Below are 25838 nucleotides of genomic sequence, written 5' to 3' on the forward strand. Positions count from 1 at the left end.
GAGACGAAGATTTCATGTGGCGCTGCGGAAACAATTCCGGGGTGATTCCGCGATCTTTCGATGGCGAAAATGAAACTAGATTGCCGTATTGCGGCCGCGAGAATTAATTGCAATTTTGCTGCTCGGCCACGCAAGGATGTTGCGTGAAAACAAGAAAATGGAGAAGAATCCGAAATGCCCTATGCCGTCGCCAAAGACAGCGTTCGTCTGCACTACGAAGAGGCGGGAAGCGGGACGCCGATCATCTTCCTGCACGAGTTCGCGGCCGACCACACCAACTGGGAGCCGCAGATGCGCTACTTCTCGCGCGGCCACCGCTGCATCGCCTATTCGGCGCGCGGCTATACGCCCTCCGACGTGCCGCCTGACGCCGCCGTCTACACCTACAAGCATTTCTACACCGATGCGCTCGCGGTGCTCGATCACCTCGGCATCGCCAAAGCGCATTTCGTCGGCCTGTCGATGGGCTCCTATTCCTCGCTGCAGGTCGGCCTCAATGCAGCCGACCGGGCGCTGTCGATGACGCTCGCCGCCGTCGGCTCAGGCTCTGCCATCGAGCATCTCGATGCCTTCCGCGCGCAGTGCCGGGCCAATGCCGAGCAGTATGAGGCGATCGGCTCGGCGGAAGTCGCCAAGGTGACGCGCGAGGCGCCGAGCCGGATTCCATTTTTGCTGAAAGACCCGCGCGGCCATGCCGATTTCTACGCCGCGCTGGCGCGGCATGACGCCAAAGGTTCGGCCAACACCATGCGCAGCTTTCAGGGCGGACGGCCGTCGATCTACACCATGACCGATGCGATCCGGCGCGTGCCGACGCCGGCGCTGATCCTGTGCGGCGACGAGGACGACAATTGCATCGGGCCGAGCCTGTTCCTGAAGCAGCACCTGCCGGCGGCGGGGCTTTCGTTCTTTCCGAAGTCGGGCCACGTGCTCAATCTGGAAGAGCCGGCGCTGTTCAACGAGATGGTGGAGCGGTTCATCGCGCTGGTCGAGGCCGGGAGATGGCCGGTGCGGGATGCGCGGTCAATGGCGTGACTGTCATTCCGCGGCGATGCGCAGCATCGAACTCGGAATGACGGCAGTGCGGTCACTTCCCCGCCCCACCCCGGCTCAGCAAAAACACGCCCTGCTCGCCGAACATGTTCCAGACCCACCAGGGCAGGTTCAGCGGCACCGGGCGGCCGTAGAGGTCGAGCGCCACCGCGCGCTCCATCTTGACGTTGATCTCGTCGCAGAGCTGCACGAAATCCTTGATGGTGCAGAAATGGATGTTCGGCGTGTCGTACCAGGTGGCGGGGAGATTTTCGGTGCGCGGCATGTGTCCGCCGACGAGCAGTTGCAGCCGCATCTTCCAGAAGCCGAAATTCGGGAACGAGACGATGGCGCGCCGGCCGATGCGCAGGAGATTCTCCAGCACCGGCTTCGGCTGCCGCGTCGCCTGCAGCGTCTGCGACAGGATCACGTAATCGAAGGCATCGTCCGGATAATTGACGAGGTCGGTGTCGGCATCGCCCTGCACCACCGCGAGCCCCTTGGCGACGCAGCGGTTGACGCCCTCGCGCGACAGTTCGATGCCGCGGCCGTCGATGCCGCGGCTCTCCAGGAGTTGCAGCAACTCGCCATCGCCGCAGCCGACGTCAAGCACTTTTGAGCCGGCCGGAATCATTTCGGCGACCATGAGATGATCGGTGCGATACTTGCCGGTGCGGTCGGGCGCTACGCCGCCGAGCGGCAGGGCCGGTTCTTGAACCGCCATATCAACCACCCGCACCATTGGAGAGCCCACGCGCCTTGCCGGCCGATTCCAGGAAGGCGCGGGAAATGTCGAAGAACTCCGGCACATCGAGCAGGAAGGCGTCATGGCCGCGATCGGTCTCGATCTCGGCGAACGACACCCGCGCGCTGGAAGCGTTCAGCGCATGCACTAGCGCCCGCGATTCCGAGGTCGGGAACAGCCAGTCCGAGGTGAACGACACCACGCAGAAGCGGGTCTTGATGCCGAGAAACGCCTGCGCCAGCACGCCGCTGTGGTCGGCGGCGATATCGAAATAGTCCATCGCCCGCGTCAGATAGAGATAGCTGTTGGCGTCAAAACGCTCGACAAAGGACGAGCCTTGATAGCGCAGATAGCTTTCGACCTGGAAATCCGCGTCGAACGAGAAGGTCGGCAACTCGCGGTCCTGCATCCGCCGTCCGAACTTGCGATGCAGCGCGGCGTCGGAGAGATAGGTGATGTGCCCGGCCATCCGCGCCACGGCCAATCCACGATGCGGATGGGTGCTGCGTTCGAAATAGCGCCCATGGTGCCAGTCCGGATCAGCCATCACGGCCTGTCGGCCGAGTTCATGAAACGCGATGTTCTGTGCGGAGTGGCGTGTCGAGCAGGCGACCGGCAACGCCGAGAACACGCGCTCCGGATAGGCGGCGGTCCATTGCAGCACCTGCATGCCGCCCATCGATCCGCCGATCACGCAAAACAAGGTTTCGATCCCCAGCCGGTCGAGCAGCATGGCCTGCGCTCGGACCATGTCGGGGATGGTGATCACAGGAAAATCCAGCCCCCAGGCCTTGCCGGTGGCCGGATCGGTCGAGGCCGGACCGGTCGATCCCATACAGCCGCCGATCACATTCGAACAGATGATGAAGTATCGGTCGGTATCGAGCGGACGGCCGGGACCGACCATGATTTCCCACCAGCCGGCCTTGCCCGTCAGGGGATGCAAATTGGCGACGTGCTGATCCAGCGTCAGCGCGTGGCAGATCAGAATGGCGTTGGAGCGATCGGCGTTCAGTTCGCCATAGGTCTGATAGGCGATCTGGAACGGCGCGAGATCGATGCCGCAATCGAGCCTCAAGGGCTGATCCATGCCGAACGTCGCCACCGGCGAGGTCGGATGATCGGCCTCATGGGCGCGATCCTCGTTGAGGATCGAGGGACTAGATATCGAATGCACGTTTGTCATTTCGGCACCGACCTCCTTACGGAGGCTCTACAGACAGAATCAGGCCATAAAAAACCCGGCCTGAACAAAGGTTCGGCCGGGATCAACTCTGTCCCCGGCCTGTTTAGCGAGTTGTTTAACGTGGCTGCAAGCCGGCCGGCTCAAATGACCACGGAATGGAACAAAGCTAGTCCCGCCCAGGCATTTCGTCAAGGCAGGCGGGGGCCGGACGGCATGGTTAACCCGATCGTGCAGGGCTGGCCCGTGACGTTTCTCTTTGCTTTCAGCGCCCGTCTTTCCTAATCAATGCGACTGTCTGCCGGCGCATCGGGCTGTTCGGCACCAAGGTTTTTCGAAGATGTCCAAGGCACCGTCCAAGGCACCCCCGGCCCCGCCCTCGCTGCAGGAATTGCGCAAGGAAATCGATGCGATCGACGAGCAGGTCCATCGCCTGCTGATGGCGCGCGGCGACATCATCGACCGGCTGATCCAGGTGAAGCAGACCCAGGAAGTCGGCTCCGCGTTCCGGCCCGCGCGCGAGGCCAGCATGATGCGGCAACTGGTGCAGCGTCATCGCGGCATCCTGCCGCTCGACACCATCGAGAGCATCTGGCGCGTCATCATCTCGACCTTCACCTATGTCCAGGCGCCGTTCGCGGTGCATGCGGACGTCTCGGTCGGCGAGCCCGCGATGCGGGATTCGGCGCGGTTTCATTTCGGCTTCGTCGTGCCTTATGTCGGCCATTTCAGCGCGCAGGCCGCGGTGGAAGCGGTGGCGAAATCGAAGGGCGACCTGGCGCTGGTCTCGGCAATCTCGAGCCGCACGCCGTGGTGGATCGCGCTGGAAGCAGACGGCGCGCCAAAAATCATCGCGCGGCTGCCGTTCCTCGAACGCGCCGACCATCCGGCGGCGCTCCCCGTCTTCGTGATCTCGCGGGTCGCCGACGATGCCATGGTGACCGAGGTCCAGATGTGGAGCGTCCGCGTCTCCGGCTGGAACGCCGATATCGCGCGCGCCGTGGCGCCGCTCGCCGAAATCGTCGCCGTGCCCGACACCGCCTTCGACGGCGCAGCGCTTTTGGTATCCGACGCCGGCGCCGGCTTCGAGAAGATCAAGAAAGCCCTGATCCAGGCCGGCGCTTCGGTGCGCTCGTCGGCCCTCGTCGGCAGCCACGCAACGCGCTATACGGTGCCCCCGAACGGGGCAGCCAAGTCTTAAGCCGTCCTGAATATCCGGAGCCAGAAGATGAACCGCCCCGTGCCGAATCCCGGCATTCTTGATATTGCGCCCTACACGCCCGGCAAGACGCCGGTGCCGGAGCCGGGCCGCAAGGTGTTCAAGCTGTCCGCCAACGAGACCCCGTTCGGGCCGTCGCCGAAGGCGATCGAAGTCTATAAGGCCGCGGCGGCGCATCTGGAGGACTATCCGGAAGGCACCTCGCGGGTACTGCGCGAGGCGATCGGCCGCGCCTATGGGCTCGATCCCAACCGCATCATCTGCGGTGCCGGCTCGGACGAAATCCTCAACCTGCTGGCGCACACCTATCTCAGCCACGGCGATGAAGCGATCTCCACCGCCCACGGTTTTCTGGTGTACCCGATCGCCACGATGGCGAACGGCGCGAAAAACGTCGTCGCGCCCGAGACCGACTTCACCGCCGACGTCGACGCCATTCTCGCGCGCGTGACGCCGCGCACGAAACTGGTGTGGCTGGCCAACCCGAACAATCCGACCGGCACCTACGTGCCGTTCGACGAGGTCAAGCGGCTGCGCGCCAGCCTGCCGCAGAATGTGCTGCTGGTGCTGGACGCCGCCTATTCCGACTACGTGTCGCGCAACGATTACGAGCTCGGCCTGGAGTTGGTGGCGACCACCGAAAACACCGTGATGACGCACACCTTCTCCAAGATCCACGGGCTGGCCAGCTTACGGATCGGCTGGATGTTCGGCCCTGCCAACATCATCGACGCCGTCAACCGGATTCGCGGGCCGTTCAACGTCTCGACGCCGGCGATGCTGGCGGCGGTGGCCGCGATCGAGGACACTGCGCATGTCCAGATGTCGAAGGCGTTCACCGAGCAGTGGCGCAACTGGCTGACCGAAGAAATCGGCAAGCTGGGGCTCAAGGTGACGCCGAGCGTGGCGAATTTCGTGCTGATCCACTTCCCGCAGGAGAAAGGCAAGACGTCGGCGGACGCGGACGTGTTTCTAACTAAACGAGGCCTGGTGCTGCGGGCGCTCAACAATTACGGCCTCCCCCACGCCCTGCGCATGACCATCGGCACCGAGGAGGCCAATCGCCTCGTCGTCGAGGCCTTGCGCGACTTCATGGCGGCCAAATGAACGCAACGCCGATCTTCCGACGCGTCGCGCTGATCGGCTTCGGCCTGATCGGCGGCTCGATCGCGCGCGCCGCGCGGGCCCAGGGGCTCGCCAGCGAAATCGTTACCACCGCGCGCTCGGAGAAGACCCGCGCGAGGGTGACCGAACTTTCTGTCGTCGACGAGGTGCTGGAGACCAACGCGGAAGCCGTCAAAGACGCCGACCTCGTGATCCTCTGCATCCCGGTCGGCGCCTGTGGCCCGGTCGCGCAGGAGATTGCACCGTTCCTTAAAGCGGGCGCGATCGTGTCCGACGTCGGCTCGGTCAAGGGCGCGATCGTCCGCGAGATGGCGCCGCATCTGCCGGCGAATGTTCATTTCGTTCCGGCCCATCCGGTCGCGGGCACCGAGCATTCCGGGCCCGATTCCGGCTTCGCCGAACTCTTCATCAACCGCTGGTGCATCCTCACGCCGCCCGATGGCGCCGATCCGATGGCCGTCGAAACGCTGCGTGCATTCTGGACCGGCATGGGCGCCAAAGTCGAGATCATGACGCCCGACCACCACGATCTGGTGCTGGCGATCACGAGCCACCTGCCGCATCTGATCGCCTACACCATCGTCGGCACGGCGGATGAACTGGCGCAGGTGACGTCGTCGGAGGTGATCAAATTCTCCGCCGGCGGCTTTCGCGATTTCACCCGCATCGCGGCGTCGGACCCGACGATGTGGCGCGACGTGTTCCTCAACAACAAGGAAGCCGTGCTGGAGATGCTCGGCACCTTCAACGAAGATCTCTCGAAGCTCACCCGCGCGATCCGCCGCAACGACGGCGAAGCGCTGTTCGAGCATTTTACGCGCACCCGCGCCATCCGCCGCGGCATCGTCGAGATCGGCCAGGATTCGGCCGCGCCGGATTTCGGCCGGCCGCATCCGCCGCTGAAGAAGGCGGAGTGAGGGACACCGCTTCGGCACTTGCGCGCCGCTCTCCACACGTCATTGCGAGCGAAGCGAAGCAATCCATCTTTCCCCGTGTGGAGGCCTAGATTGCTTCGCTTCGCTCGCAATGACGTGGAGAGATCGTCAAGCTTGTAGCCCGGATGGAGCGAAGCGCAATCCGGGAACGATAGCGGTAGTGGCCCCGGATTGCGTTGCGCTCCATCCGGGCTACGAAGCTCCCCTCACGCGCGCCGGTTCGGCGGCGTAAAGGTTTCGACGACAGGGTTGGGCAGGCATCATGGCTCTGGAAATCTTTACATTGCGGGAACGACCCGATCTGCGGCCATTGATCTTCTCTGCTGAACTGGATTCGGTCTGGCCGGAATTCATGCGGCATGACGCGGTAGCGCAGCTCTACTTTGCGCCATCGAGATTCGATCGGTACCTCGACTGTGCGTTCGTCGGCGTCGCCGAAGGCAAGGTCGTCGCCCGGGCATTCAGCGTACCGTTCGCTTTCAACATCGACGGCCGCACCGAACTCCCCGATGGCGGCTGGGACGAGGTCATCCGTTGGGCTCACGATGATCAGATGGCAGGGCGCGCGCCGAATGCGCTGAGCGCCCTGGAAATCAGTTTGCTTCCCGAAGCGCGAGGCGGCGGCAATTCGCTGGCGTTGCTGGACGCCATGAAAGCATGCGCGAAAGCCCATGGGTTTGCGGAAATGTTCGCTCCGGTGCGGCCAAACCAGAAGCATCTTCGTCCATTCGTGCCGATGCGCGATTACGTTGACACAGTGGGTGCCGACGGCTTCCCGACCGACCCCTGGCTGCGTACTCACCTTCGCGCCGGGGCAAGGCTCGTGAAGATTGCGCCCTATTCCATGACGATTGTTGGCAGTATTGCCGACTGGTCACGTTGGACCGGAACGTCGTTCGATCGGTCTGGCGAGATCGCGATTGCGGGCGCGCTTGTGCCGGTCATGATTTCACTCGAACAGGATTGTGCGGTTTACGTCGAACCCAACGTATGGGTTCGGTACGCATTGTGACGACCATCCCCTCGTCATTGTTTCGAGCAGTGTAGCGGCGCGGAGCGATTACCTATCTTCAGCTTCTCCACGCCGTGATTGCGAGCGATATCCGGGGCGGTGTTAAAGAACGACGGACTTCGCACTGGATTAGAGCGGCTGAACATAGGGTACAGCATTCATCAACAGCGCACCAAAAAGAAGAACCAGATAGAGCATGGAAAACGCGAACAGGCGACGCGCAGGCTGCCTTTCCTCGTCGTTGCTCCGACGTACCTGCCATGAGAGAAAAATCATGATCGCTCCAAGCATCGCCGCGGCCGCGCCATAGATCGCCCCCGCGAACCCCAATGCCCAGGGCAGCAGTGAGACAGGAGCCAGAACAACGCTATAGAGAAGAATCTGGCGCTTTGTTTCGGCCCGGCCGGCTACGACCGGCAACATCGGCACCCCGGCGCGGGCATACTCGCCGGCAAGATTGAGCGACAGTGCCCAGAAATGGGGTGGCGTCCAAAGGAAGATGATCAGGAACAGGACGAGCGGTTCGAGCCCAACATTTCCGGCGGCCGCGACCCAGCCGATCACCGGAGGGAGTGCGCCAGCCGCACCGCCAATGACGATATTTTGCGGTGTTCGGCGCTTGAGCCACATCGTGTAGATGACGACATAGAAGAAAATTGTGAAAGCAAGCAGCGCAGCCGCAGCCATGTTCAGGAAAGTGCCGAGGCCTAGAACGGCGCACGTGCCGAGCATCAGTCCGAAAACCAATGCTTCCGAGCGCGATACACGGCCGCTGGGAATTGGACGCATGGCGGTGCGCGCCATCAACGCATCGATGTCGGCGTCGTACCACATATTGAGCGCACCTGCGGCGCCGGCTCCGGCAGCTATGCAAAGAAGAGCCACGACACCGGCGAAGGGATCGATGCCGCCTGGCGCGACCATGAGACCGACCAGTGCGGTAAAGACGACCAGCGACATAACGCGCGGTTTCGTCAGCGCGACATAGTCCCCGATGTTGGCATAGCTCCTGCGAACGAGAATTGAACGATTGATTTGCATGAGATTAATGCCTCCCCTTGCCGCCGACATGGCGGCGTCTTTCAGTCCGGTACTCAAGAAAGCCATCGGTTGTAGAACGCTCTTGTCAGGCAGTCTCCGAAATGCGCAGGCCGGTTTCACCGACTGCGGCCGCTACTGCAGCTTTGCGAGCTTGCTTTCCGCCGGGACAATTCCCGCCTTCTTTCCCGTCGCATCGAACTGCTTGAGGTAGGCGACGATGTCGTCAATCTGCTTTGGATCTTTCAAGCCTGGAAAAATCATTTTGGTGCCGGGTATCTTGGCTTTCGGATCCTTGATGTATTCCCGGAAGGTTGCTTCATCCCAGGTGATTCCGGAATTCTTGTTCGCGGGTGAATAGCTGTAGCCTTCAATGGTCCCGGACTTTCGCCCGAAGAGCCCGTTGAGAACCGGGCCAACGGCGTTCTTTGCGTTCTCCCCGATCTGGTGACACGCCTTGCATTGGACGAAAACCTTCTCGCCGGAAGCCACATCCTGGGCATACCCAGGAACGATTGCGAAGATTCCGGCTCCGAGCACGAGAATGAAACGGCGCATCCGACTGTCTCCATGGCCGACAAGCAATATGGTCGCGCAAACCGCAGCGACTATCTTGCCAATTGGCAAGCATAGCCTCGTGCCGACTAGCCCAGCGAGTGATCCTCCCCCTTCTGATGCGAGGCGGCAGTATCTAAGTCGGCGACGCGAAGAACAGGACCCGGATGAGATGCGTGTACTCGGATTCGAACACCATGATGGCCACGAATACCAGCACCAGCACCGGCGGCAGCAGGATGGCATAGGCGAGCGCCAGCCGCTCCCAGGCCATGTGCATGAATACTGCGACGATCAAGCCGGCCTTCAGCACCATGAACAGCAGGATCAGCGACCATCTGAGATAGCCGTGCAAGCCAAAGTAGTCGACGAGATAGGAGCAGGCGCTGAGGACGAACAACCATCCCCAGACCACGAGATAGAGCTTGATCGGGTGCTGCTGGCCCTTTGCGTGCACAGCTCCAGCTGGGATTGCGTCATGCACATGAGTGCGTAGCGAAGGTTGTTGTCCGTCTATTACCGCTGTACTTGTCATGCGCCGACCTCACCAAAGATAAAAGAAGGCAAAGATGAACACCCACACCAGATCGACGAAGTGCCAGTACAGGCCGGTGATTTCGACGATCTCGTAATGGCCTTTCCTGCTCGTGAAAAAGCCGCGCCTTTCGACATCGAAGTCGCCCCGCCAGACCTTTCGCGCAATCGCAATCAGGAAAATCACGCCGATCGTCACGTGGGTGCCGTGGAAGCCGGTGATCATGAAAAAGCTTGAACCAAACTGCGCCGCGCCCCACGGGTTTTCCCATGGCCGGACGCCCTCCATGATCAGCTTGGTCCATTCGAACGCCTGCATTCCGACGAAGGTTGCGCCAAGTGCCGCTGTGACCAGCATCAATACCGCGGTCTTGGTGCGATCACGGCGGTAACCGAAATTGACGGCCATCGCCATGGTCCCGCTGCTGCTGATCAGGACGAAGGTCATTATGGCGATCAGGATCAGAGGGATATGATGCCCGCCAATGGTGAGAGCGAATACCTCGCTCGGATTCGGCCACGGCACGGTCGTGGACATTCGCGCGGTCATGTAGGACAGCAGAAAACAACTGAAGATAAAGGTGTCGCTCAGGAGGAAGATCCACATCATGGCCTTCCCCCAGGAGACATTCTTGAATGCGCGCTGGTCCGAGGACCAGTCGTCAGCAATGCCCCGCCAGCCGGTAGCTCGCACGGCCGATTCTCCCGGGTTTGTCAGCGCAGTCTCTGCCATCTGGTCTCTCCTAGCTGAGCAACCGCCGACAGATGTCGACGAAATCGTCCGTCCAGCCCGTCAGCAGACCAAGCAAGACCAGCCAGACCAACAGCAGGAAATGCCAGTAGATCGTGCAGAGCTCCACGCTCAGGCGCACCTGGGGCATCTCGGCGCCACGCCACACCTTGGCCGTCGTTCTGCCGAGCGCCACCAGGCCACCCATCAGGTGCAGCCCGTGCGCGGCGGTGATCATGTAGAAGAAGGAATTGGCTGGATTGGACGCCACGAAATAGCCCGCGGCCCTCAGCTGTTGCCACGCCAGCAATTGCCCAATCAGGAACGTAACTGCGGACGCCCCCCCTGCGCACAGGCCGACGATGACACCGTCCATGTTGTCCCGGCGCGCGGCCACGTATGCCCATTGCAACGCGACACTGCTCACGACCAGCACGCCGGTGTTGAGCCACAGCAGCCCCGGCACGGGCAGTGCCCGCCAGTCCACCATGTTCATGCGCATGGAGTAAGCGCTGATGAAGAGTGCGAACAACGAGGTGGCGACGGCGAGAAACACTCCCAGTCCGATCTTCGCTGCCGGCAGGGTCATTGCTCCCGTGCCCGGGAAGTCGTCGATCGAACCTTCTTCCAGCCAGGGCTTGGCTGTCAGCCGTTGCTGCGAGAGCCACCATCCGACGATGACCGCTATTACAGCCATGAACAGGATGATGGCGCTCACGGAGCAGCTCCCTGGAGGGCCGGCGTCGCACGTGGCTGGTTCTGCGGAATGAAGTCCTGGGCAGCACCGGGCACGCTGTAGTCATACGCCCATCGATAGACCACCGGGAGCTCCTTGCCCCAGTTGCCGTGCCCGGGCGGGGTCTCCGGCGTCTGCCACTCCAGAGTTGTCGCCCGCCATGGATTGCCACCTGAAGCCTTACCCTTGAACAGGCTCCAGACAAGATTGAACAGGAACACCATCTGGGCGAGGCCTACGATCAAGGCCACCACGGTGATGAAGGCATTGAGCGTGTGGACGTTCGGCGTGATGAATGCCGCTTCGCCAATGTCGTGATACCGCCGCGGAATTCCCTGCAGCCCGAGATAATGCATGGGAAAGAAGATCAGATAGGCGCCGAGGAACGTGACCCAGAAATGAAACTTGCCCATCCAGTCATCCAGCATCCGCCCCGTTACCTTGGGGTACCAATGATAGATCGCGCCCAGCACGACCATGATCGGCGCCACGCCCATCACCATGTGGAAATGCGCGACGACGAACATGGTATCCGACAGCGGGACGTCCACGACGACGTTGCCGAGGAAGAGGCCGGTGAGTCCGCCGTTCACGAATGTGATGATGAAGCCGAGGGCGAACAACATCGGGACCGTGAGATGAATGTCGCCGCGCCACAGGGTCAGCACCCAGTTGTAGACCTTGATGGCGGTTGGGATGGCGATGATGAGCGTCGTCGTGGCGAAGAAGAACCCGAAATGCGGGTGCATGCCGCTCACATACATGTGGTGCGCCCATACGATGAAACTGAGCGCGCCGATTCCCACGATAGCCCAGACCATCATGCGATAGCCGAAGATGTTCTTTCGCGCGTGAGTGCTGATCAGATCGGAAACGATGCCGAAGGCAGGCAGGGCGACGATATAGACCTCAGGATGACCGAAGAACCAGAACAGGTGCTGGAACAGGATCGGACTGCCGCCGCCATACTTCATCTGCTGGCCCATCTCGACGAGGGCGGGCATGAAGAAGCTGGTTCCCAGCAAGCGGTCGAACAGCATCATGACAGAGGCGACGAACAGCGCCGGGAAAGCCAGTAGCGCCATCACGGTGGCCGTGAAAATGCCCCACACCGTCAGGGGCAAACGCATCAACGTCATGCCGCGCGTGCGCGCCTGCAGCACGGTCACCACGTAGTTCAGCCCGCCCATGGTGAAGCCGATAATGAACAGGATCAGCGACGCCAGCATCAGAACGATGCCCCAATCCTGCCCGGGGGTGCCGGAGAGAATCGCCTGCGGCGGGTACAGCGTCCAGCCTGCACCGGTCGGCCCGCCGGGCACGAAAAACGCCGAGGCCAGCACCAGGACCGCAAGCAGGTAAACCCAGTAGCTCAGCATGTTCACATAGGGGAAGACCATGTCCCGGGCGCCGACCATCAGCGGGATCAGGTAGTTGCCGAAGCCTCCAAGGAACAGTGCCGTGAGCAGGTAGATCACCATGATCATGCCGTGCATGGTGATGAATTGAAGGTATTGGTTCGCATCAATGAAGGAGAATGTGCCAGGAAATCCCAATTGCAGCCGCATCAGCCACGACAGCACCAGCGCCACCAGCCCGATTGCCGTCGCCGTCAGCGAGTACTGGATGGCGATGACTTTGGCGTCCTGCGAAAAGACGTACTGCGTCCACCAGCTTTTGGGGTGATAGAGCTCAACCTCCGGCACTTCGGCAGGCGGAACGTCTGCGATTCTGTCATACGGGACATCGACCATCGACTTACCTCCCGGTCGTTTCTCCATCACGGCGCGATGAGAGCGTCTTGCGCGCCCAATTTATCTTCGCAGCAGCAGCATTTCTTATTTGCCGCCGGATTCGTACGTCGCCCTCTTAATGGCGCTTCGGCCTGACAATTCCGCAAACGTCTTCTGCTTCTCCAGCCAGGTCCGATAGTCGCTCGCTTCGTCGACGAAAACCTTGGCGCGCATCTGCGCGTGCGCAGCGCCGCACAGCTCAGCGCAGAGAACATCAAACGTTCCGGTTCGGATCGGGGTCATCCAGAAATAGGTGACCGAACCCGGGACCATGTCCATCTTGGCGCGGAACTCGGGCACATAGAAATCGTGCAGGACATCGAGGGAGCGAAGCAAAACCTTGACCGGCTTGCCGACGGGGAGGTGCAAGTCGTCGCTTGCGATGACAACGTCGTCCTGCCCATGTTTATCGTCGGGGTTCAAGCCCATAGGGTTGTCGGAGCTGACGTAGCGAACATCGGTAGTGCCCATCCGGCCGTCCTTGCCGGGGAGGCGGAAGCTCCAGTTCCATTGCTGGCCCATGACTTCGATCTCGGTGGCGTCGGCCGGAACCGTGACGAACTGGTGCCAGACCACGAGGCCGGGCGCCAACATGGCGCCAACGCCGACCGCGGTCCCGATGGTGAGCCACCATTCGAGCTTTTTGTTTTCGGGATTGTAGGCTGCCTGTCTTCCTTCCTTGTGGTGAAAGCGGAAGACGCAATAGGCCATGAACGCGATCACCGCGAAGAAAACCGCCCCGGTGATCCAGAAGGTTATGTTGATGGTGTCGTCAATGTAGCGCCAGTTAGTGGCGATCGGCGTCCACCACCACGGGCTGTAGATGTGAAACAGCACCGAGCCGACTGCGACCAGAAGCAATATGAGCGCAACAACCATCCCTCGCTCCTTCTTGCCAGTAAAGGCAACGGAGTCGAATCAGAGGGCGGAGCCCGCATCTGTCTCGATGGCCGACTTCACATGCGCCATCGCAGTGCGTCTTGCCTCGCCCACTTTGACCGGTCGCGACATCCAAACGTGGCACCGAGCACACGTTACGACCGCTTTCGTCGGAATCCAGGGCGTCAGTAATTGAGGATGGTACGCGTCGGCGCTGGCGTCAATAGATCACTTGAGCGTCGACACGCTGCGCAGATGCAGCAAGCTGGCGAGCCAGCACAATCGTTCGACGATGACGCAACGCACCAAATGACCGTGAACGTGCACAGTTCACCAAACCGTGAGCGCTGTGCGGGTCGCATAGCGCTAAGCTCGCCGGGCAGGTCGCGACAAGTTTCGTCCGGCTAAGCTCCTTTCGTTGGACCAGGGTTTGCCGTACTCGGCTCGGCCGCGACTCTCGCACATCAATGCGGAGACACGCGGGTTGCGGCGTCGTTTGACCCCGCTACTGCGAGCACGGGAGGTTGCGCCTATGGCCACCACGTATTCTGACAGCATCGCAAAGTTTGGACGGCACGTTTTCGGTGACGCCGCCACATATCCGATTCGCAAGATCGAGCTATCCGACCTGGGCGAGGCGCTGCGCCTGGGCTGGGAAGATTTCAAGGCAATGCCAAGTCACGCGGTTGTGGTGTGCGTGATTTATCCCGTTCTCGGTATTGCGCTGTTCAGGATGGTCCTTGGCTATTCGATACTGCCGCTGCTGTTTCCGCTGGCGGCCGGGTTTGCCTTGCTTGGACCCTTTGCCGCGATCGGTCTCTACGAGCTCAGCCGCCGCCGCGAGCGCGGCGAAGAGGTCGGCGTCTGGGATGCGCTTCACGTGCTGCGCGCTCCGGCCTTCGGCGCCATGATCGAACTCGGCGTGCTCCTGCTCGTTCTGTTCGGAGCCTGGATCGGCGTAGCGAATGCGATCTACGTCTCAATCTTCGGCCACGCACCGGCTGCGAGCATCCCCGATTTTGCAACGCGCGTGCTGACGACTCCGGAAGGATGGTCGCTCATCATCGTCGGTTGCGGCGTTGGTTTTCTGTTCGCGGTCATTTCGCTGTGCGTCAGCGTCGTGTCGTTTCCGTTGATGCTCGATCGGCATGCCACAGCGATCGACGCCATCCGGACGTCGCTGCGGGCCGTGATGATGAATCCGATTCCGATGGCCGGGTGGGGGCTGATCGTCGCGGCGCTGCTGGTGATCGGTTCGATACCGCTCTTCGTCGGTCTCGCCGTCGTTCTGCCGGTGCTCGGTCATGCCACCTGGCATCTGTACCGGAAAGTGGTGGAGCCGGATCCCAACCCTCCACAGGAGGAACCCCACCTGCGGAAAGGACACCGCTACGCGGCGGATTTCCCGGCCAATCTCTTCCCGTGGAGCCGCGAGCGCTAGCTCGTAATGATTGAATGGATCCCGGAGCAGCGCCGCCGATTCGTATCGGCCGCGCTACCGGATCAGCGACGGACGCCTCGCATCGGCAATGGGTGAATCCAGTTACGTGCTCGTGGCCCCAGCAACTGGGACCGCGCAGTGCGGCTTGACATAGCCGATGCCCTCCTCCCGGATTGGCTGCTGCCGTCTGCACATCGGCTCGGCTGGTCGAGGCTAGCTAGAAACCGGCCCCCGATAGCAACAGAACTGCACCGAGTGCCATAAGGAAAAGGCCCGGCCAATTCGTTCCGAGCCCCAGGAATCGCAAGCTGCGCCGTGGCGGCTCCAAAGTATCGCGAGCGGGCCGGGAGGAATCCCGGCCACTAAGCGGTCCCCGCCAAATAGCGGTGCGTGCCATGTACAGGAATCCGCCGATAACGAGGAGCGCGCCAAGTCCCATCAGGAACATTCTCGCCTCTCTATTTGTCACTGCCCGCACGATACAACCGGACTCAAGCATCCAGGCTCGAAAAACGTTCCGGCCAAGCGCTGTAATTCAGCAGGTCGCTGTCCGACCTAAAGTCCGGAATCGAAACCAAAGCGGACCTCCATCGACCATCCTGAATTGGCCTGACGTCCTAGAACAGTGGCGGTATCTGCCCCACCTTCAGCGGGCCTAAAAACACCGCGCCGTCGACGAAGCGCAGCGGGAACGCGCGGGCCTTCTTGCCTTCGAGCTCCGCCTCCTTGCCGAGCGCATTGATGCCCGCGGCGACGCCGGTATTGGCGTTCTGCTTGACGACCTTGCCGAGCCCCGGGATCGCCCGGTCGAGCGCGCCGAACAAATTGTTGAGGTCTTGCGATTTCACGCCAGGTGCTACGCGATCGAGCGTTGCCTGCGGCACGCCCTCCTCCAGCATCTTTTCGATTCCCAGCGCCGGAATCACTTTCTCGATGCCCGCCACCGTCATCTGCAATTCGCCGTCGATCCGGCCCTGGGCGTTGAGGCTCAACGTGCCCGCGGCGACCGAGACCAGATCGCCCTGCTGAACCCGCGAGCGCACGACTTCGACACGGCCGCCTGCCGCCTGCAACTCCCTGAACCGTTCCGGCCAGGGCTTTGGCTTGAAATCCTTCAAGCCGCTCAGCCTGGTTTGCACGTCGACATCGAACGGCGCAGCCAGCAGCGGGTGCACTTCCTGCACGCTGCCGCCCGATATCTGCAACACGGTCTCGATCACGGGATTGTCCTGCGCCGAGCCTTCGGCGAACCGGCCGTGCAGCTGGGCCTGGCCGGCGCGCGCGAGCGGCGTCTGCACCGGTCCGTTGATACGATCGATCGAGGGATTCTCGAACACGATGGAGGCGCGCTGCGGAATGTCAGGCAGTCCGCTGACGCTGCTGCGGCCGCTGGTCCAATTCACCTTCATCGACGGCGGCTGCCCGCGATCGGCCAGCGTGGCCGGCGCCTTGAATTCGGCGATCAGCAGTTTCGGCTGGTAGATTTGCGCGATCACCATGATTTCGCCGAGCCGCGCGGTGAACAGCGCCTTCGCATCGGCCGTCTGCGAGACCAGCGCAACGCTGGCGTCGTCGCAGCGGACTTCGAAGCGGAACGGAAAGCCCGCAACCTCGCGCTTGGCGCACGCATAGACCCGGCCGGATTTGGCCTCCTGCGCGGCCCACGCGTCGGCGCGGACGCCGACTTCGGACGCGGCATAGAACCAGAATGCGCTCCATGCCGCAGCGGCGACGACGAGCAAAGCGGGCATGATGAAGAGGCGCCACAGCGGGCGCCGGCGCGGCGCGGGGGTCGTGTCAGGCATGCGGCGTCCTTTGGCTAGCGATTTTGTCAAATGTAAGCATCCACCGATCACAACAAAAGGCATTGATTTTACTTCGCTTTGTCGTTCGGTTCTGGTAGCGGTGCGAGGGTATGTCCGCGACTGATCTCAACGATACGGAATTCTCGACAGGCGACCTCTGGGTGTTCGGTTACGGCTCCCTGATGTGGCGCCCGGGCTTCGAATTCATCGAGCGCCTTCCGGCGCGGCTGATCGGCGAACACCGCGCGCTCTGCGTCTATTCCTTCGTCCATCGCGGCACGCCGGAGAAACCGGGCCTCGTGCTCGGGCTCGACCGCGGCGGCGCCTGCCGCGGCGTCGCGTTCCGGGTCGCGGAGAAGAACCGCACCGCCACCATCGCCTATTTGCGCGAGCGCGAGCAGGTCACCTCGGTCTACCGCGAGGTGAAGCGCTCGGTGTGGCTGGAAAACGAGGCGCGCCAGCGCGTCAGCGCACTCGTCTACGTGGTCGACCGCGGCCATGTGCAATATGCCGGACGGCTGTCGCCGGCAGAACAGTTGCGCCATGTGCTGCAAGGGCACGGCCGGTCCGGCGTCAACCGCGACTATGTTCTCGCCACCGTGAAGGCGATCGAGGCGGAAGGTTTTCGCGATTCCCAATTGCACCGGCTCGCGGCGATGCTGCACGACGCGCATCCGCTTCATCCTGCCAAAGGGGATGCACAAGACGCGTCATAGATTGGTTTGGTCACCCGCGGCATGCTGCGCCTGTATCTGGTGCGCTGTGACTCCTCGATCCGTCGCTCGACCTCAACGCACCATCAGTGCGTGAGATGGAAGTCCGCCCAAAACCGGAGCCCCACGGAAAGAGCAAAGATCACGATCAGCACTGGCGGCAGGCTATTGTGCAACGATCCGTCCCCTTAGCGCGAACAAATCGGCCGGCTCATATTGGCGGAATCGCGGCGCGACATTGTCCACGATCTCGGCCGATGGCTCGCCCAGCACCGAGCTTTCTTCAAGAATCGCGAACCCGGCCTCGCGGAACAGCCTGAGATAATCGCTGTGCCGAAGCCGGTTGACGTATTGCAAGCCACTGTTGAATGGGCGCCACTGCGCGTCGTCGTATTTCAGGAAATTGAACCGCGAGAGACTACTGTCCGAACGGGCATAATGGTCGCTGTAGTCGATCGAATGCGTCGTGATTCCGATGGTCACCGCCCGCAGTCCCGCGAGCAACCGCACAAGCTGGTCCGGCGGGATGTGCTCCAGCACCTCGTTCGAGCAGGAGCAGTCGACCTTCTGATCAGTATCAGTGACGTCGTGCGGCGCCCGGTAGCAGACGCCAAAACGTTCCAGATGCTCCCAGCTTTCCAGCGTGACATCACCGGTGAGGATTCGCCGCGCCGCATGCTGGATCAGGTCGAGCCGCGCGAGACGGTCGACGTCCGAGGCTATGACCTTCGCGACCCCGAGCCGCCGCAGCCCCAAAGGGACAGCGAGATCCCGGCCGGCGCCGATTTCGAGCACTGACGATGGGGTTCCACCGACATGTCGCGCATAGTCCTCGACGACACGGCGGGCAATATTCTGAAGTGAAACAAGTGTAGCAGCGGGCCGGGGCCAGGTCCGCGTCACATGCCGTTGCAGAAAATAGTGCGCGTGCTTCCCGCCCGGCATTTCGAGCACCCGGAACGCCATGGCTTTAAGTCGCCAACCCATAGATAAACAACCTACAGGCGAGTCCGGATCGACACAACATGGAACCGCGGTCATCCCGGGTACCCGTGCTGGTTCCAGATTCGTCCACGCCGCTTGCTTGATGCGTAGACGACGCCGGTTCGCGACTTGTGCAGGTTGCCGGGATTTCACTAACGCGTTCAGTTTGCACCGACGGAAGCGTTCATGATCACGCCGGAATGATTCACTGCGCAGCAGGTTGGAGACACCGCGTGCCGGCGCGATGTGTCGACAATCAAAAGCCTGCTCAGTTGGCTTGCGCCGTCGCCGGCCGGCGCGGCGCCGGCGCGGGCTGATCGGAAAGTTCGGGCGCCAGGTCGACACCTGCATCCGCCAGCCGCACGCGCACTTCGGCGGCGACATATTTCGCGTATTCCGACAGCAACAGACGCAGCGTCGCACCGCTGGTCCACCACGGCTCGTCGCGCCAGCGGTCGCCGACCACCGCGAACGGAATCAGCGTGACGTCGGGCATCGCATGCGACAACTCCAGGATGGCGCGCGGCATGTGATAGTTCGACGTCACCACGATCAGCGACTTGAAGCCGCGCTCGCGGAGCCAGCGCCGCGTCTCCGCGGCGTTGCTCCTGGTATTGACGGCCGAACGGTCGAGATCGACGCAACAACGCAACAGCAGTGACTGGTTGTCGGGCAGCGAGCGCGAAATGTCGCTCAGGGCATTGGTCGGATGCACGCCCGAGATCAACAGCCGCTTGCCGTAACCGCCGGCCAGCAATTCCATCGCGTCCGACACCCGCGACGAGCCGCCGGTCAACACCACGATCCCGTCGGCGTTGCGCGCCGGCCTGATTTCGACGCCGCGCAATTGCGAAAGAAAGGCGATGAAGCCCACGGCCGCGCCGACGAACAGGATCGCCATGGCGCCGACGACGACGGCGCGCAGCCATCCGCGCGGCCGCGCGGCCGGCGCTCTCGGCATGCTGTCGTCGTACTGCAAACCCATCTGGTCCGGCGATCCTCTTCCCTTGAGCCGCGTTTCGATGGAATCGAAACCAGGCTCCAGGTTCCCGATTTGACGCGTTTTCCTGACGCGAACCGGTCCCCACTTTACTTGGAAAACTTTAGCCCAATTCTAGAACGTTTTCAGACGAAGTGGAGTCCCGGCCCCGCGTCAATCGATGTCATCCAGCGTGGCGAACAGCGTTCGCCGCGAGGCCCAGGCGGTAATGGCGGCGATCGCCACGGCCTGTACCGCGAGCGCCAGATAGCCCGAGGGCGGCAGCGAAAACGTCCCCAGCAGCGCCGCGAACTGATCGCCGACGGGGGTGCCCGAGAACCAGGCGGCGATCGATTCGGAGAAGCCGAAACCCAGCATTGCAGCGCCGCCGCCGATCACCCCGCCCTCCAGCCCTAATCTCAGAAAATGCCGCAGGAAATGGTTGGCGATATAGCGGTCGCCGGCGCCGACGAAATGCAGCACCTCGACGATCGGGCGGTTCGCCGCCATCGCGCCGCGGGTCGCGAACGAAACCGAAATGATCGTCGCCGCGATCACCAGCACCAGGATGCCGATGCCGGCAAATACGGTCGCGCCGGTCATCGAGCGCATGCGCTCGATCCAGGCGCGGTGATCGTCGACGCTCGCCGACGGCGCCACCTGAGTCACCCTGGAGCGCAGGCCTGCGAGATCGAGCGTGGTGCCGGGCTGCACGCGCGCGACGATGACCCGCGGCACCGGGAGCTGCTCGATCGACAACCCGCTGCCGAGCCACGGCTCCAGCAACCTGGCCGACTCGTCCTTGCTGAACGGCTTGACCTGGACGATACCGGGCTGCGTCCGCATCGCCTCCGCCGCCGCGGTCACGTCGCGCTCGAGATCGCGCCCTGCCTGCGGGCGCACCTGCATGGTGATTTCGCTGGCGACTTCGGACTGCCATTCCGCAGCCGATGCGCTGACGAGCAGCACGGTGCCGGTGGTGATGGAAGCGAGGAACGTCATGATGGCGACGACGGCGACCAGCGCGCGGCCGGAGATCGACGCCCGCGGCACGATCGGCGACATGTTGCGCGCACGCGCCGGCACCTGCGGGCGCTCCGTCCCGAGATCCACCAGCGGCCCGTGCTCGTCACCCATCCTACTCATAGATGTGCAACCGTCCCTGGTGCAGCACCATTCGCCGCGCCTCGTACTGGTCCATCAGCGTGATGTCGTGGGTCGCGATGATCACCGCGGTGCCCAGCCTGTTCAATTCGATGAACAGCCGCAGCAGGCGCCGGCCGAGCGTCGGGTCGACGCTGCCGGTCGGTTCGTCCGCCAATAGCAATTGCGGCCGCGAGATCACCGCGCGCGCGATCGCGGCGCGCTGCTTCTCGCCGCCCGACAGGATCGGCGGCAGCGCATCCATCCGCTCGCCGAGGCCGACCCACCGCAGCAGGTCGATCACCTCCCGGCGATAGCTGGATTCTTCGCGGCCCATCACGCGGAACGGCAGCGCCACGTTCTCATAGGTCGTCATGTGGTCGAGCAGGCGAAAATCCTGCAGCACGATGCCGATCTTCTGGCGCATGTTCGCGACCTGATCCTTGCCGAGCAGCGAGACGTCCTGGCCGAACAGGTTGACGAGGCCGCGCGTCGGCCGAATCGACAGAAACAACAGCCGCAGCAGCGAGGTCTTGCCGGCGCCCGAGGGACCGGTGAGAAACTGGAAGGAATGCGCCGGAATCAGGAAGGTAAGGTCGCGCAGAATCTCCGGGCCGAGCCCGTACCGCAAACCGACATTTTCGAACCGAACCAAGCTCAGCTCCGCTCGACATGAGCCGTGGCCGAGCTCCGCTCGGCATGGGCAGTTGCCGAGCTCCGCTCGGCGTGGGCAGTTGCCGAGCTCCGCTCGGCGTGGACAGTGGCCGAGCTCTGCTCGGTGTGGGCCGCGGCCGTAAACCCCGGACTTGAACCTGAACCTGGACCCGAACCCGAACTTTGGGCTCGTGGCCCGCTGGTTTGGGAACCAACCGGACAAAACGGTTTTGCGACCGTTATGGTTTCCGATTCGTTAACGGTCGCTATGTAGCATCCGGACAAAGACACGGTAGAGATGGGCTCCATGCATATCGTTTGCCCTCATTGTACAACATCTTACGCCATCAATCCGACCGCCTTGGGACCCGCAGGACGTACCGTCCGCTGCTCGCGCTGCAAGGAAACCTGGCTGGCGCGGCCCGAAGACGCGATCGAAATGGCGGACGCCATGCCGGCCGCCATGCCAGCTTCGGCGCAATCGGCCCCGCCGGCCGAAAATGATGCCGCGGCCGAATGGGAGGCGCTGGCGCGCGAGGAAGAGGGGCAGGACGCCCCGGTGGTCGACAGCCCCTCGATTTCGGCCGGCTGGCCGCCCGAGGGTGAAGGTTCGCCACCAGGCGGCGACAGCGACTGGCCGTCGGCCGCCCGGCTGGATGCGCAGGACCATGAAGAGATCCCGATCACCACGCACCGCCAGCGGCTGGCCCGCCTCTTCCGGCCGCCGTCCCTGCCCCGCATCCCCTTTATGCCGTCTGTTGGCCTGCCGACCGCCTGCGCCGCGATGGGCGCGCTGATCCTGGCGCTGATGATCTGGCGCGCCGATGTCGTGCGGCTGCTGCCGCAAACCGCGACATTCTACAAGATGGTCGGGCTGGAAGTGAACCTGCGCGGGCTGGCGTTCAAGGACATCAAGGTCAGCAACGAGACGGTGGACGGCAAGCCGGTCCTGGTCATCGAAGGCACGATCATAGGCCAGACCAAAAACCCGGTCGAATTGCCGCGGCTGCGCTTTTCCGTCCGCGACGAGCAAGGCACCGAGATCTACGCCTGGAACGCGGTGCTCGAGCAGCCGGCGCTCAAGCCCGGCGAGCGCGCCTACTTCAAGTCGCGGCTGGCTTCGCCGCCGCCCGAAGGCCGCAATATTGACGTACGCTTTTTCAACAAGCGGGATCTGGCCGGTCAGGCCTGAACCAGGCCGCCCATCCCGCTGGGGCGAGAGAGACGACTTTATGCCACGCGTGCTGATTGCCGATGACGAGGATTCCATGCGCTCGCTGGTGGCGCGCGCGATCGCCATGGACGGCCACGAGACCGTCACCGCCGAGGACGGCGCCGAAGCGCTCGATATCCTGACCCGCGAACGCGGCACGTTCGACCTGCTGCTGACCGACATCCAGATGCCCGTGATGGACGGCATCGCACTGGCGCTGACGGCGGCGCGCGATTTTCCGGACCTGAAGATTTTGCTGATGACAGGCTTCGCCGATCAGCGCGAACGCGCCTCCGGCCTCAACGCCATCGTGCACGACGTGGTGACGAAGCCGTTCTCGGTGCACGACATCCGTACCGCGGTCGCGGATGCGCTGGCGGCGAGGAAGAGCGGATAGTTGAGAAGCGGTCTACCGGTACCGCCACATCCTCAGCTCGTCATCCCCGCGAAGGCGGGGATCCAGTACGCCGCGGGTTCTCGATTCAATCGCTGACGTCTCTGGAATACTGGATCATCCGCCTTCGCGGATGATGACACTGTGCGTGATGATGGTCGGTTGAGCCGACCCCTCAATAATCCTTCAACAGCCGCTCGATGTAATCGAGTTCGATCTGCGGACGGGACGGATCGGCGAGACGGCGCCGCAGTTCTTCGAGGATCCGGCGCACCCGCTGCACGTCGATCTCGCCGGGGATCTTCACAGTATAATCATCGCTGAATTCGTTGTGGCGCATCGGCCGTCCCAGCGGATCGGTCGAGTTGGCCGCGCCCTGCTGGCGGCCTCTGGGATTGCCGGGGCCGTCGCCCGGCTGGTCGCCGTCACCCTGCTGCATGGCTTCCGCCAGGCTCTGGGCACCCTTGCGCAACGCGTCCAGCGCGCGGCCTTGCGAGTCCACCGCACCGTCGGCATTGCCCTCGCCGAGCCGGCCGGTGGCGTCGCCCATCGCCGAATCGGCCTGATCGAGCCCGTCCTCGCCGTCGCCCTGGTCGCCGCCTTGACCCTGCTGGCCCTGACCCTGTCCCCGTTCGCCGCGCTGACCCTGTTGGCCCTGTTGGCCTTGCTGGCCGCGCTGGCCCGGCCCCATGCCGCGCTTGGCGAGTTCTTCCTGCAATTTCTTGAGCCGATCGCGCAGGCCCTGCTGATCCTGCTGCAGGTCGCCCATGCTCTGGTCGCCCTGCTTGTCTCCCTGCTTGCCGCGCATGCGGTCGCGCCTGGAATCCTGGCCCTGCTTGTAGGTCTTGTCGCGCAATTGCTGCTGCTTGCGGATCATGTCGCCGAGTTCGTTCAGCGCCTGCTCCATATCGTCGCCGCCCTGGCCGGGCTGCGCCATCTGCAGATTTTCCAGCATCTGCTGCAGCTGTTCCAACAGCTGCTTGGCGGCATCCTTGTCGCCGGAACGCGACATGCGCTCCAGCCGGTCGAGCATGCTCTTGAGATCCTGCTGGCTCAGCATCTTGGTGTTGGGATCGAGCGGGCGCGCCAGCTGCTGCGGGTTGTTTCGCTGCTGCTCGACGAGCTGGCGCAGGAAATTGTCCAGCGCGGCGCGCAGATTGTCCGTGAGCTTCTTGATCTCCTCGTCGGTGGCGCCGCGTTCCAGCGCCTGCTTGAGCGCCTCCTGCGCCGCGCGCAGCGCCTTGTCGACATCAGAGATGTTGCCATCCTCGATGGTGACGGCGAGCGCCCACAGGCTGGCGACGACCTCGCGCAGCGAATCGTCAGTGCGCGCCGCCTCCAGCTGCCGCGACACGCTGTAGAGGCCGAGATAGTGTCCCGCCTCCGGCGTGAACAATTCCGGCGCGATCATCAGCGCATCGAGCGCGGTATAGACCTGCGCATTCTGGTTGGCATCCAGCGCCAGGATGCGGCGCTGCTCGATCAGGGCGCGCGCCAGCGGTTTTGTGAACAGCCGCTCCGGCAGCCGCATGTTGAAGGGCTCGCTCTTGCCCTCGTTGCCGGCCTCGTCCTTGGCAGTCAGCGTCAGCGTCACGTCGGCGCCGGCGTAGGGATCTTCGCTGAGATCCTTCGCCGTCTGGCCGACGCCGTTGCGGGTGCGCGCATTCGGCAGCACCAGCGGAAACTGCGGCGGCTCGAACAGCGGCCGCCGCTCGGCCTTGTCGGCCTCCTTCTTCTTGCCGTCCTTCACATCGGGGGTCTTGGCATCGGGAGTCTTGGCGTCGGGAGTCTTGGCATCGGAGGTCTTGGCATCGGAGGTCTTGGCCGCATCAGCGTTGCGGGCAGCGAATTGCGCGCGGGCTTCGGTGACGCCGTAATCGTCCTCGAGCTTGTAGGACATCTGCAGCGAACCGCGGGCCTGGCGTTCCGGATCCTTGACCAATGAAATGGTCGGCGCGCGGTCGGGCGTGGCCGCGAAGCGCCACAGCGGCTGGCCGGACGGCGCGCGGACATGCGCGCTGCCGTCGCCCGTGATCTTGAAGTGCCGTTCGTTGGTGCCCTTCGGCGCCTGCTCGCCCGGCGCGACCTCGGTCACGCCGCCGCCGACCACGACATCGATGGTGCCGCCGCTGGAGCGCACCAGCAGCGTACTGCCTGACGGCACCGACAGCGGTGCGCCGCTATCGGGCGAAGCCGCATCCCTGGCGGCGGACAGAATCACCGGCGGCTTGCCGGTATAGACCGGCGGGGTCACCCAGGCATCGACCCGGACGTTGGCCGGCGCCAGCACGCCGTTCCAGTCGAACGCTGCGGCAATCCGCAGCGCGCGCTCGTCGCCGGCGGCGACATAGGCGGCCGCCAGCATCACCATGACCAGCGCGCGCAGCGCCCAGGGATCGTGGATCGGAAGCCGCGGCGACGGCAGCCCGGCGCGAATCCGCTTGATCGAGGCCAGCGTGCGCTCGCGTTGTTCCCGCCACAGCGCCTGCGCGATCGGGTCCTTGTTTGAGAGCGTATCGGTCAGCGCGGTCGCCGGGCGGTGGCGAATGCCGGTGCCACGGTCGAGCCTGCTCAACGCCTCTTCGCGGGTCGGCCAGCGAAATCGCGCAAGCGGGTACAACGCCGCCAGCGCCAGCACGATAAACAGACCGATGCCGATTGCGCGCGCTAGAAATGGCAGTGCCAGCCACAATCCGGCCCAGGACGCCACCAGAAACAGCCCGACCACGCTTAAAATCCGGGCGAAGCCCGGCCAGGCGCGCTCCCACGCAATCGCATACTGAGCCCGTTGCAGGGCCTGCGTCAGTTGAAGCCGCGCGACAGCATCCGGCTCGCGCGGGGTTTTCGTGGGGTCGGGGGAGGCTTCGCTCAACAAAATTCTCCGGGTTGCCGACAAATCACCCTAGCACGGCGGCGGCATTGAGGCACCCCGCGTCCAGAGGGTTCCCACACCCGGAATTACGCATAACACGAAGGCGTGACTGCCGGGCTTTAGC

General features: G+C 63.2%; 24 protein-coding genes and 1 riboswitch. Of the genes, 9 read left to right on the forward strand and 15 right to left on the reverse strand.

Annotation, left to right across the window (positions count from 1 at the left end; translation table 11 throughout):
- Positions 1–174 precede the first annotated feature (174 nt).
- Complete coding sequence (locus V1294_RS36815) at positions 175–1035, forward strand: alpha/beta fold hydrolase (protein ID WP_334504177.1); 861 nt, start codon at positions 175–177, stop codon at positions 1033–1035.
- Positions 1036–1087: 52 nt separating this feature from the next.
- Here the strand turns inward: V1294_RS36815 and metW are convergent, their stop codons facing one another.
- Positions 1088–1756 (reverse strand): methionine biosynthesis protein MetW, encoded by a 669-nt coding sequence (gene metW, locus V1294_RS36820; protein ID WP_334485788.1) that lies wholly within the window; start codon positions 1754–1756, stop codon positions 1088–1090.
- Position 1757: 1 nt separating this feature from the next.
- Positions 1758–2963 (reverse strand): homoserine O-acetyltransferase MetX, encoded by a 1206-nt coding sequence (gene metX, locus V1294_RS36825; RefSeq protein ID WP_334485790.1) that lies wholly within the window; start codon positions 2961–2963, stop codon positions 1758–1760.
- Between the two features lie 82 nt (positions 2964–3045).
- A riboswitch (SAM riboswitch) is annotated at positions 3046–3125 on the reverse strand.
- 175 nt (positions 3126–3300) lie between these two features.
- Between metX and V1294_RS36830 the strand changes: the two genes are divergently transcribed.
- The 4 genes from V1294_RS36830 to V1294_RS36845 all read left to right on the forward strand — a co-directional run bounded on the left by V1294_RS36830 (position 3301) and on the right by V1294_RS36845 (position 7251).
- Positions 3301–4161 carry a chorismate mutase gene (locus V1294_RS36830; protein ID WP_334504179.1) on the forward strand — a complete coding sequence of 287 codons (861 nt, stop codon included), beginning with the start codon at positions 3301–3303 and terminating at the stop codon, positions 4159–4161.
- Between the two features lie 27 nt (positions 4162–4188).
- Complete coding sequence (gene hisC, locus V1294_RS36835) at positions 4189–5286, forward strand: histidinol-phosphate transaminase (protein ID WP_334485794.1); 1098 nt, start codon at positions 4189–4191, stop codon at positions 5284–5286.
- On the forward strand, positions 5283–6221 hold the full coding sequence (locus tag V1294_RS36840) for a prephenate/arogenate dehydrogenase family protein (RefSeq protein ID WP_334504182.1): 939 nt from the start codon (positions 5283–5285) through the stop codon (positions 6219–6221). Before hisC ends, V1294_RS36840 begins: the two co-directional genes overlap by 4 nt.
- Positions 6222–6501: 280 nt before the next feature.
- Positions 6502–7251, forward strand: coding sequence for a hypothetical protein (locus tag V1294_RS36845; protein ID WP_334504184.1), 750 nt, complete (start codon positions 6502–6504; stop codon positions 7249–7251).
- 129 nt (positions 7252–7380) lie between these two features.
- Here the strand turns inward: V1294_RS36845 and V1294_RS36850 are convergent, their stop codons facing one another.
- From V1294_RS36850 to V1294_RS36880, 7 genes are all read right to left on the reverse strand, one after another.
- Complete coding sequence (locus tag V1294_RS36850; protein ID WP_334504976.1) at positions 7381–8292, reverse strand: heme o synthase; 912 nt, start codon at positions 8290–8292, stop codon at positions 7381–7383.
- 132 nt (positions 8293–8424) lie between these two features.
- Positions 8425–8847 carry a c-type cytochrome gene (locus V1294_RS36855; protein WP_334504979.1) on the reverse strand — a complete coding sequence of 141 codons (423 nt, stop codon included), beginning with the start codon at positions 8845–8847 and terminating at the stop codon, positions 8425–8427.
- Positions 8848–8980: 133 nt separating this feature from the next.
- A complete protein-coding gene (locus V1294_RS36860; RefSeq protein WP_334485809.1) occupies positions 8981–9379 on the reverse strand; it encodes a cytochrome C oxidase subunit IV family protein in 399 nt (132 codons plus the stop codon).
- A 9-nt stretch (positions 9380–9388) separates the two neighbouring features.
- On the reverse strand, positions 9389–10111 hold the full coding sequence (locus tag V1294_RS36865; protein ID WP_334485811.1) for a heme-copper oxidase subunit III family protein: 723 nt from the start codon (positions 10109–10111) through the stop codon (positions 9389–9391).
- A 10-nt stretch (positions 10112–10121) separates the two neighbouring features.
- Positions 10122–10826, reverse strand: a complete 705-nt coding sequence (locus tag V1294_RS36870; RefSeq protein WP_334485813.1) for a cytochrome c oxidase subunit 3 — start codon at positions 10824–10826, stop codon at positions 10122–10124.
- Positions 10823–12598 (reverse strand): cbb3-type cytochrome c oxidase subunit I, encoded by a 1776-nt coding sequence (locus tag V1294_RS36875; protein ID WP_334485815.1) that lies wholly within the window; start codon positions 12596–12598, stop codon positions 10823–10825. The genes V1294_RS36870 and V1294_RS36875 overlap by 4 nt, the downstream gene beginning before the upstream one ends.
- Before the next feature lie 84 nt (positions 12599–12682).
- The gene (locus tag V1294_RS36880; RefSeq protein ID WP_334485817.1) at positions 12683–13516 is read right to left on the reverse strand and encodes a cytochrome c oxidase subunit II; all 834 of its coding nucleotides are present in this window, start codon (positions 13514–13516) and stop codon (positions 12683–12685) included.
- Positions 13517–14048: 532 nt separating this feature from the next.
- On the opposite strand from V1294_RS36880, the gene V1294_RS36885 reads away from it, so the two are divergent.
- A complete protein-coding gene (locus V1294_RS36885; RefSeq protein ID WP_334485819.1) occupies positions 14049–14957 on the forward strand; it encodes a DUF2189 domain-containing protein in 909 nt (302 codons plus the stop codon).
- A 617-nt stretch (positions 14958–15574) separates the two neighbouring features.
- Here the strand turns inward: V1294_RS36885 and V1294_RS36890 are convergent.
- Positions 15575–16762, reverse strand: coding sequence for a DUF2125 domain-containing protein (locus V1294_RS36890; RefSeq protein WP_334485821.1), 1188 nt, complete (start codon positions 16760–16762; stop codon positions 15575–15577).
- 110 nt (positions 16763–16872) lie between these two features.
- Between V1294_RS36890 and V1294_RS36895 the strand changes: the two genes are divergently transcribed.
- A complete protein-coding gene (locus V1294_RS36895) occupies positions 16873–17478 on the forward strand; it encodes a gamma-glutamylcyclotransferase (protein ID WP_334504186.1) in 606 nt (201 codons plus the stop codon).
- A 162-nt stretch (positions 17479–17640) separates the two neighbouring features.
- On the opposite strand, the gene V1294_RS36900 is transcribed toward V1294_RS36895, so the two are convergent.
- From V1294_RS36900 to ftsE, 4 genes are all read right to left on the reverse strand, one after another.
- On the reverse strand, positions 17641–18804 hold the full coding sequence (locus V1294_RS36900) for a class I SAM-dependent methyltransferase (protein ID WP_334504188.1): 1164 nt from the start codon (positions 18802–18804) through the stop codon (positions 17641–17643).
- Complete coding sequence (locus V1294_RS36905; RefSeq protein WP_417021195.1) at positions 18728–19444, reverse strand: YdcF family protein; 717 nt, start codon at positions 19442–19444, stop codon at positions 18728–18730. Before V1294_RS36905 ends, V1294_RS36900 begins: the two co-directional genes overlap by 77 nt.
- 168 nt (positions 19445–19612) lie before the next feature.
- Positions 19613–20584 (reverse strand): cell division protein FtsX, encoded by a 972-nt coding sequence (locus tag V1294_RS36910; protein WP_108512101.1) that lies wholly within the window; start codon positions 20582–20584, stop codon positions 19613–19615.
- Positions 20577–21236 carry a cell division ATP-binding protein FtsE gene (gene ftsE, locus V1294_RS36915; RefSeq protein WP_108512102.1) on the reverse strand — a complete coding sequence of 220 codons (660 nt, stop codon included), beginning with the start codon at positions 21234–21236 and terminating at the stop codon, positions 20577–20579. Before ftsE ends, V1294_RS36910 begins: the two co-directional genes overlap by 8 nt.
- Before the next feature lie 306 nt (positions 21237–21542).
- On the opposite strand from ftsE, the gene V1294_RS36920 reads away from it, so the two are divergent.
- Entirely contained in the window at positions 21543–22427 is an 885-nt protein-coding gene (locus tag V1294_RS36920) for an MJ0042-type zinc finger domain-containing protein (RefSeq protein WP_334504191.1), read from the forward strand.
- Positions 22428–22467: 40 nt separating this feature from the next.
- Entirely contained in the window at positions 22468–22845 is a 378-nt protein-coding gene (locus V1294_RS36925; RefSeq protein ID WP_334504194.1) for a response regulator, read from the forward strand.
- A gap of 172 nt (positions 22846–23017) precedes the next feature.
- Here V1294_RS36925 and V1294_RS36930 read toward each other — a convergent pair whose 3' ends face one another.
- On the reverse strand, positions 23018–25714 hold the full coding sequence (locus V1294_RS36930; protein ID WP_334504196.1) for a TIGR02302 family protein: 2697 nt from the start codon (positions 25712–25714) through the stop codon (positions 23018–23020).
- Positions 25715–25838: the final 124 nt, after the last annotated feature.

Origin of the sequence: Bradyrhizobium sp. AZCC 1678 (assembly GCF_036924765.1) — a bacterium.
Lineage (GTDB): Bacteria > Pseudomonadota > Alphaproteobacteria > Rhizobiales > Xanthobacteraceae > Bradyrhizobium > Bradyrhizobium algeriense.

Bases quoted from the DNA above. Each gene is read 5' to 3' on its own strand.
- V1294_RS36815 (WP_334504177.1), top strand. From the start codon at position 175: ATGCCCTATGCCGTCGCCAAAGACAGCGTTCGTCTGCACTACGAAGAG.
- metW (WP_334485788.1), bottom strand. From the start codon at position 1,756: ATGGCGGTTCAAGAACCGGCCCTGCCGCTCGGCGGCGTAGCGCCCGAC.
- metX (WP_334485790.1), bottom strand. From the start codon at position 2,963: ATGACAAACGTGCATTCGATATCTAGTCCCTCGATCCTCAACGAGGAT.
- V1294_RS36830 (WP_334504179.1), top strand. From the start codon at position 3,301: ATGTCCAAGGCACCGTCCAAGGCACCCCCGGCCCCGCCCTCGCTGCAG.
- hisC (WP_334485794.1), top strand. From the start codon at position 4,189: ATGAACCGCCCCGTGCCGAATCCCGGCATTCTTGATATTGCGCCCTAC.
- V1294_RS36840 (WP_334504182.1), top strand. From the start codon at position 5,283: ATGAACGCAACGCCGATCTTCCGACGCGTCGCGCTGATCGGCTTCGGC.
- V1294_RS36845 (WP_334504184.1), top strand. From the start codon at position 6,502: ATGGCTCTGGAAATCTTTACATTGCGGGAACGACCCGATCTGCGGCCA.
- V1294_RS36850 (WP_334504976.1), bottom strand. From the start codon at position 8,292: ATGCAAATCAATCGTTCAATTCTCGTTCGCAGGAGCTATGCCAACATC.
- V1294_RS36855 (WP_334504979.1), bottom strand. From the start codon at position 8,847: ATGCGCCGTTTCATTCTCGTGCTCGGAGCCGGAATCTTCGCAATCGTT.
- V1294_RS36860 (WP_334485809.1), bottom strand. From the start codon at position 9,379: ATGACAAGTACAGCGGTAATAGACGGACAACAACCTTCGCTACGCACT.
- V1294_RS36865 (WP_334485811.1), bottom strand. From the start codon at position 10,111: ATGGCAGAGACTGCGCTGACAAACCCGGGAGAATCGGCCGTGCGAGCT.
- V1294_RS36875 (WP_334485815.1), bottom strand. From the start codon at position 12,598: ATGGTCGATGTCCCGTATGACAGAATCGCAGACGTTCCGCCTGCCGAA.
- V1294_RS36880 (WP_334485817.1), bottom strand. From the start codon at position 13,516: ATGGTTGTTGCGCTCATATTGCTTCTGGTCGCAGTCGGCTCGGTGCTG.
- V1294_RS36885 (WP_334485819.1), top strand. From the start codon at position 14,049: ATGGCCACCACGTATTCTGACAGCATCGCAAAGTTTGGACGGCACGTT.
- V1294_RS36890 (WP_334485821.1), bottom strand. From the start codon at position 16,762: ATGCCTGACACGACCCCCGCGCCGCGCCGGCGCCCGCTGTGGCGCCTC.
- V1294_RS36895 (WP_334504186.1), top strand. From the start codon at position 16,873: ATGTCCGCGACTGATCTCAACGATACGGAATTCTCGACAGGCGACCTC.
- V1294_RS36905 (WP_417021195.1), bottom strand. From the start codon at position 19,444: ATGGGTTTGCAGTACGACGACAGCATGCCGAGAGCGCCGGCCGCGCGG.
- V1294_RS36910 (WP_108512101.1), bottom strand. From the start codon at position 20,584: ATGAGTAGGATGGGTGACGAGCACGGGCCGCTGGTGGATCTCGGGACG.
- V1294_RS36920 (WP_334504191.1), top strand. From the start codon at position 21,543: ATGCATATCGTTTGCCCTCATTGTACAACATCTTACGCCATCAATCCG.
- V1294_RS36925 (WP_334504194.1), top strand. From the start codon at position 22,468: ATGCCACGCGTGCTGATTGCCGATGACGAGGATTCCATGCGCTCGCTG.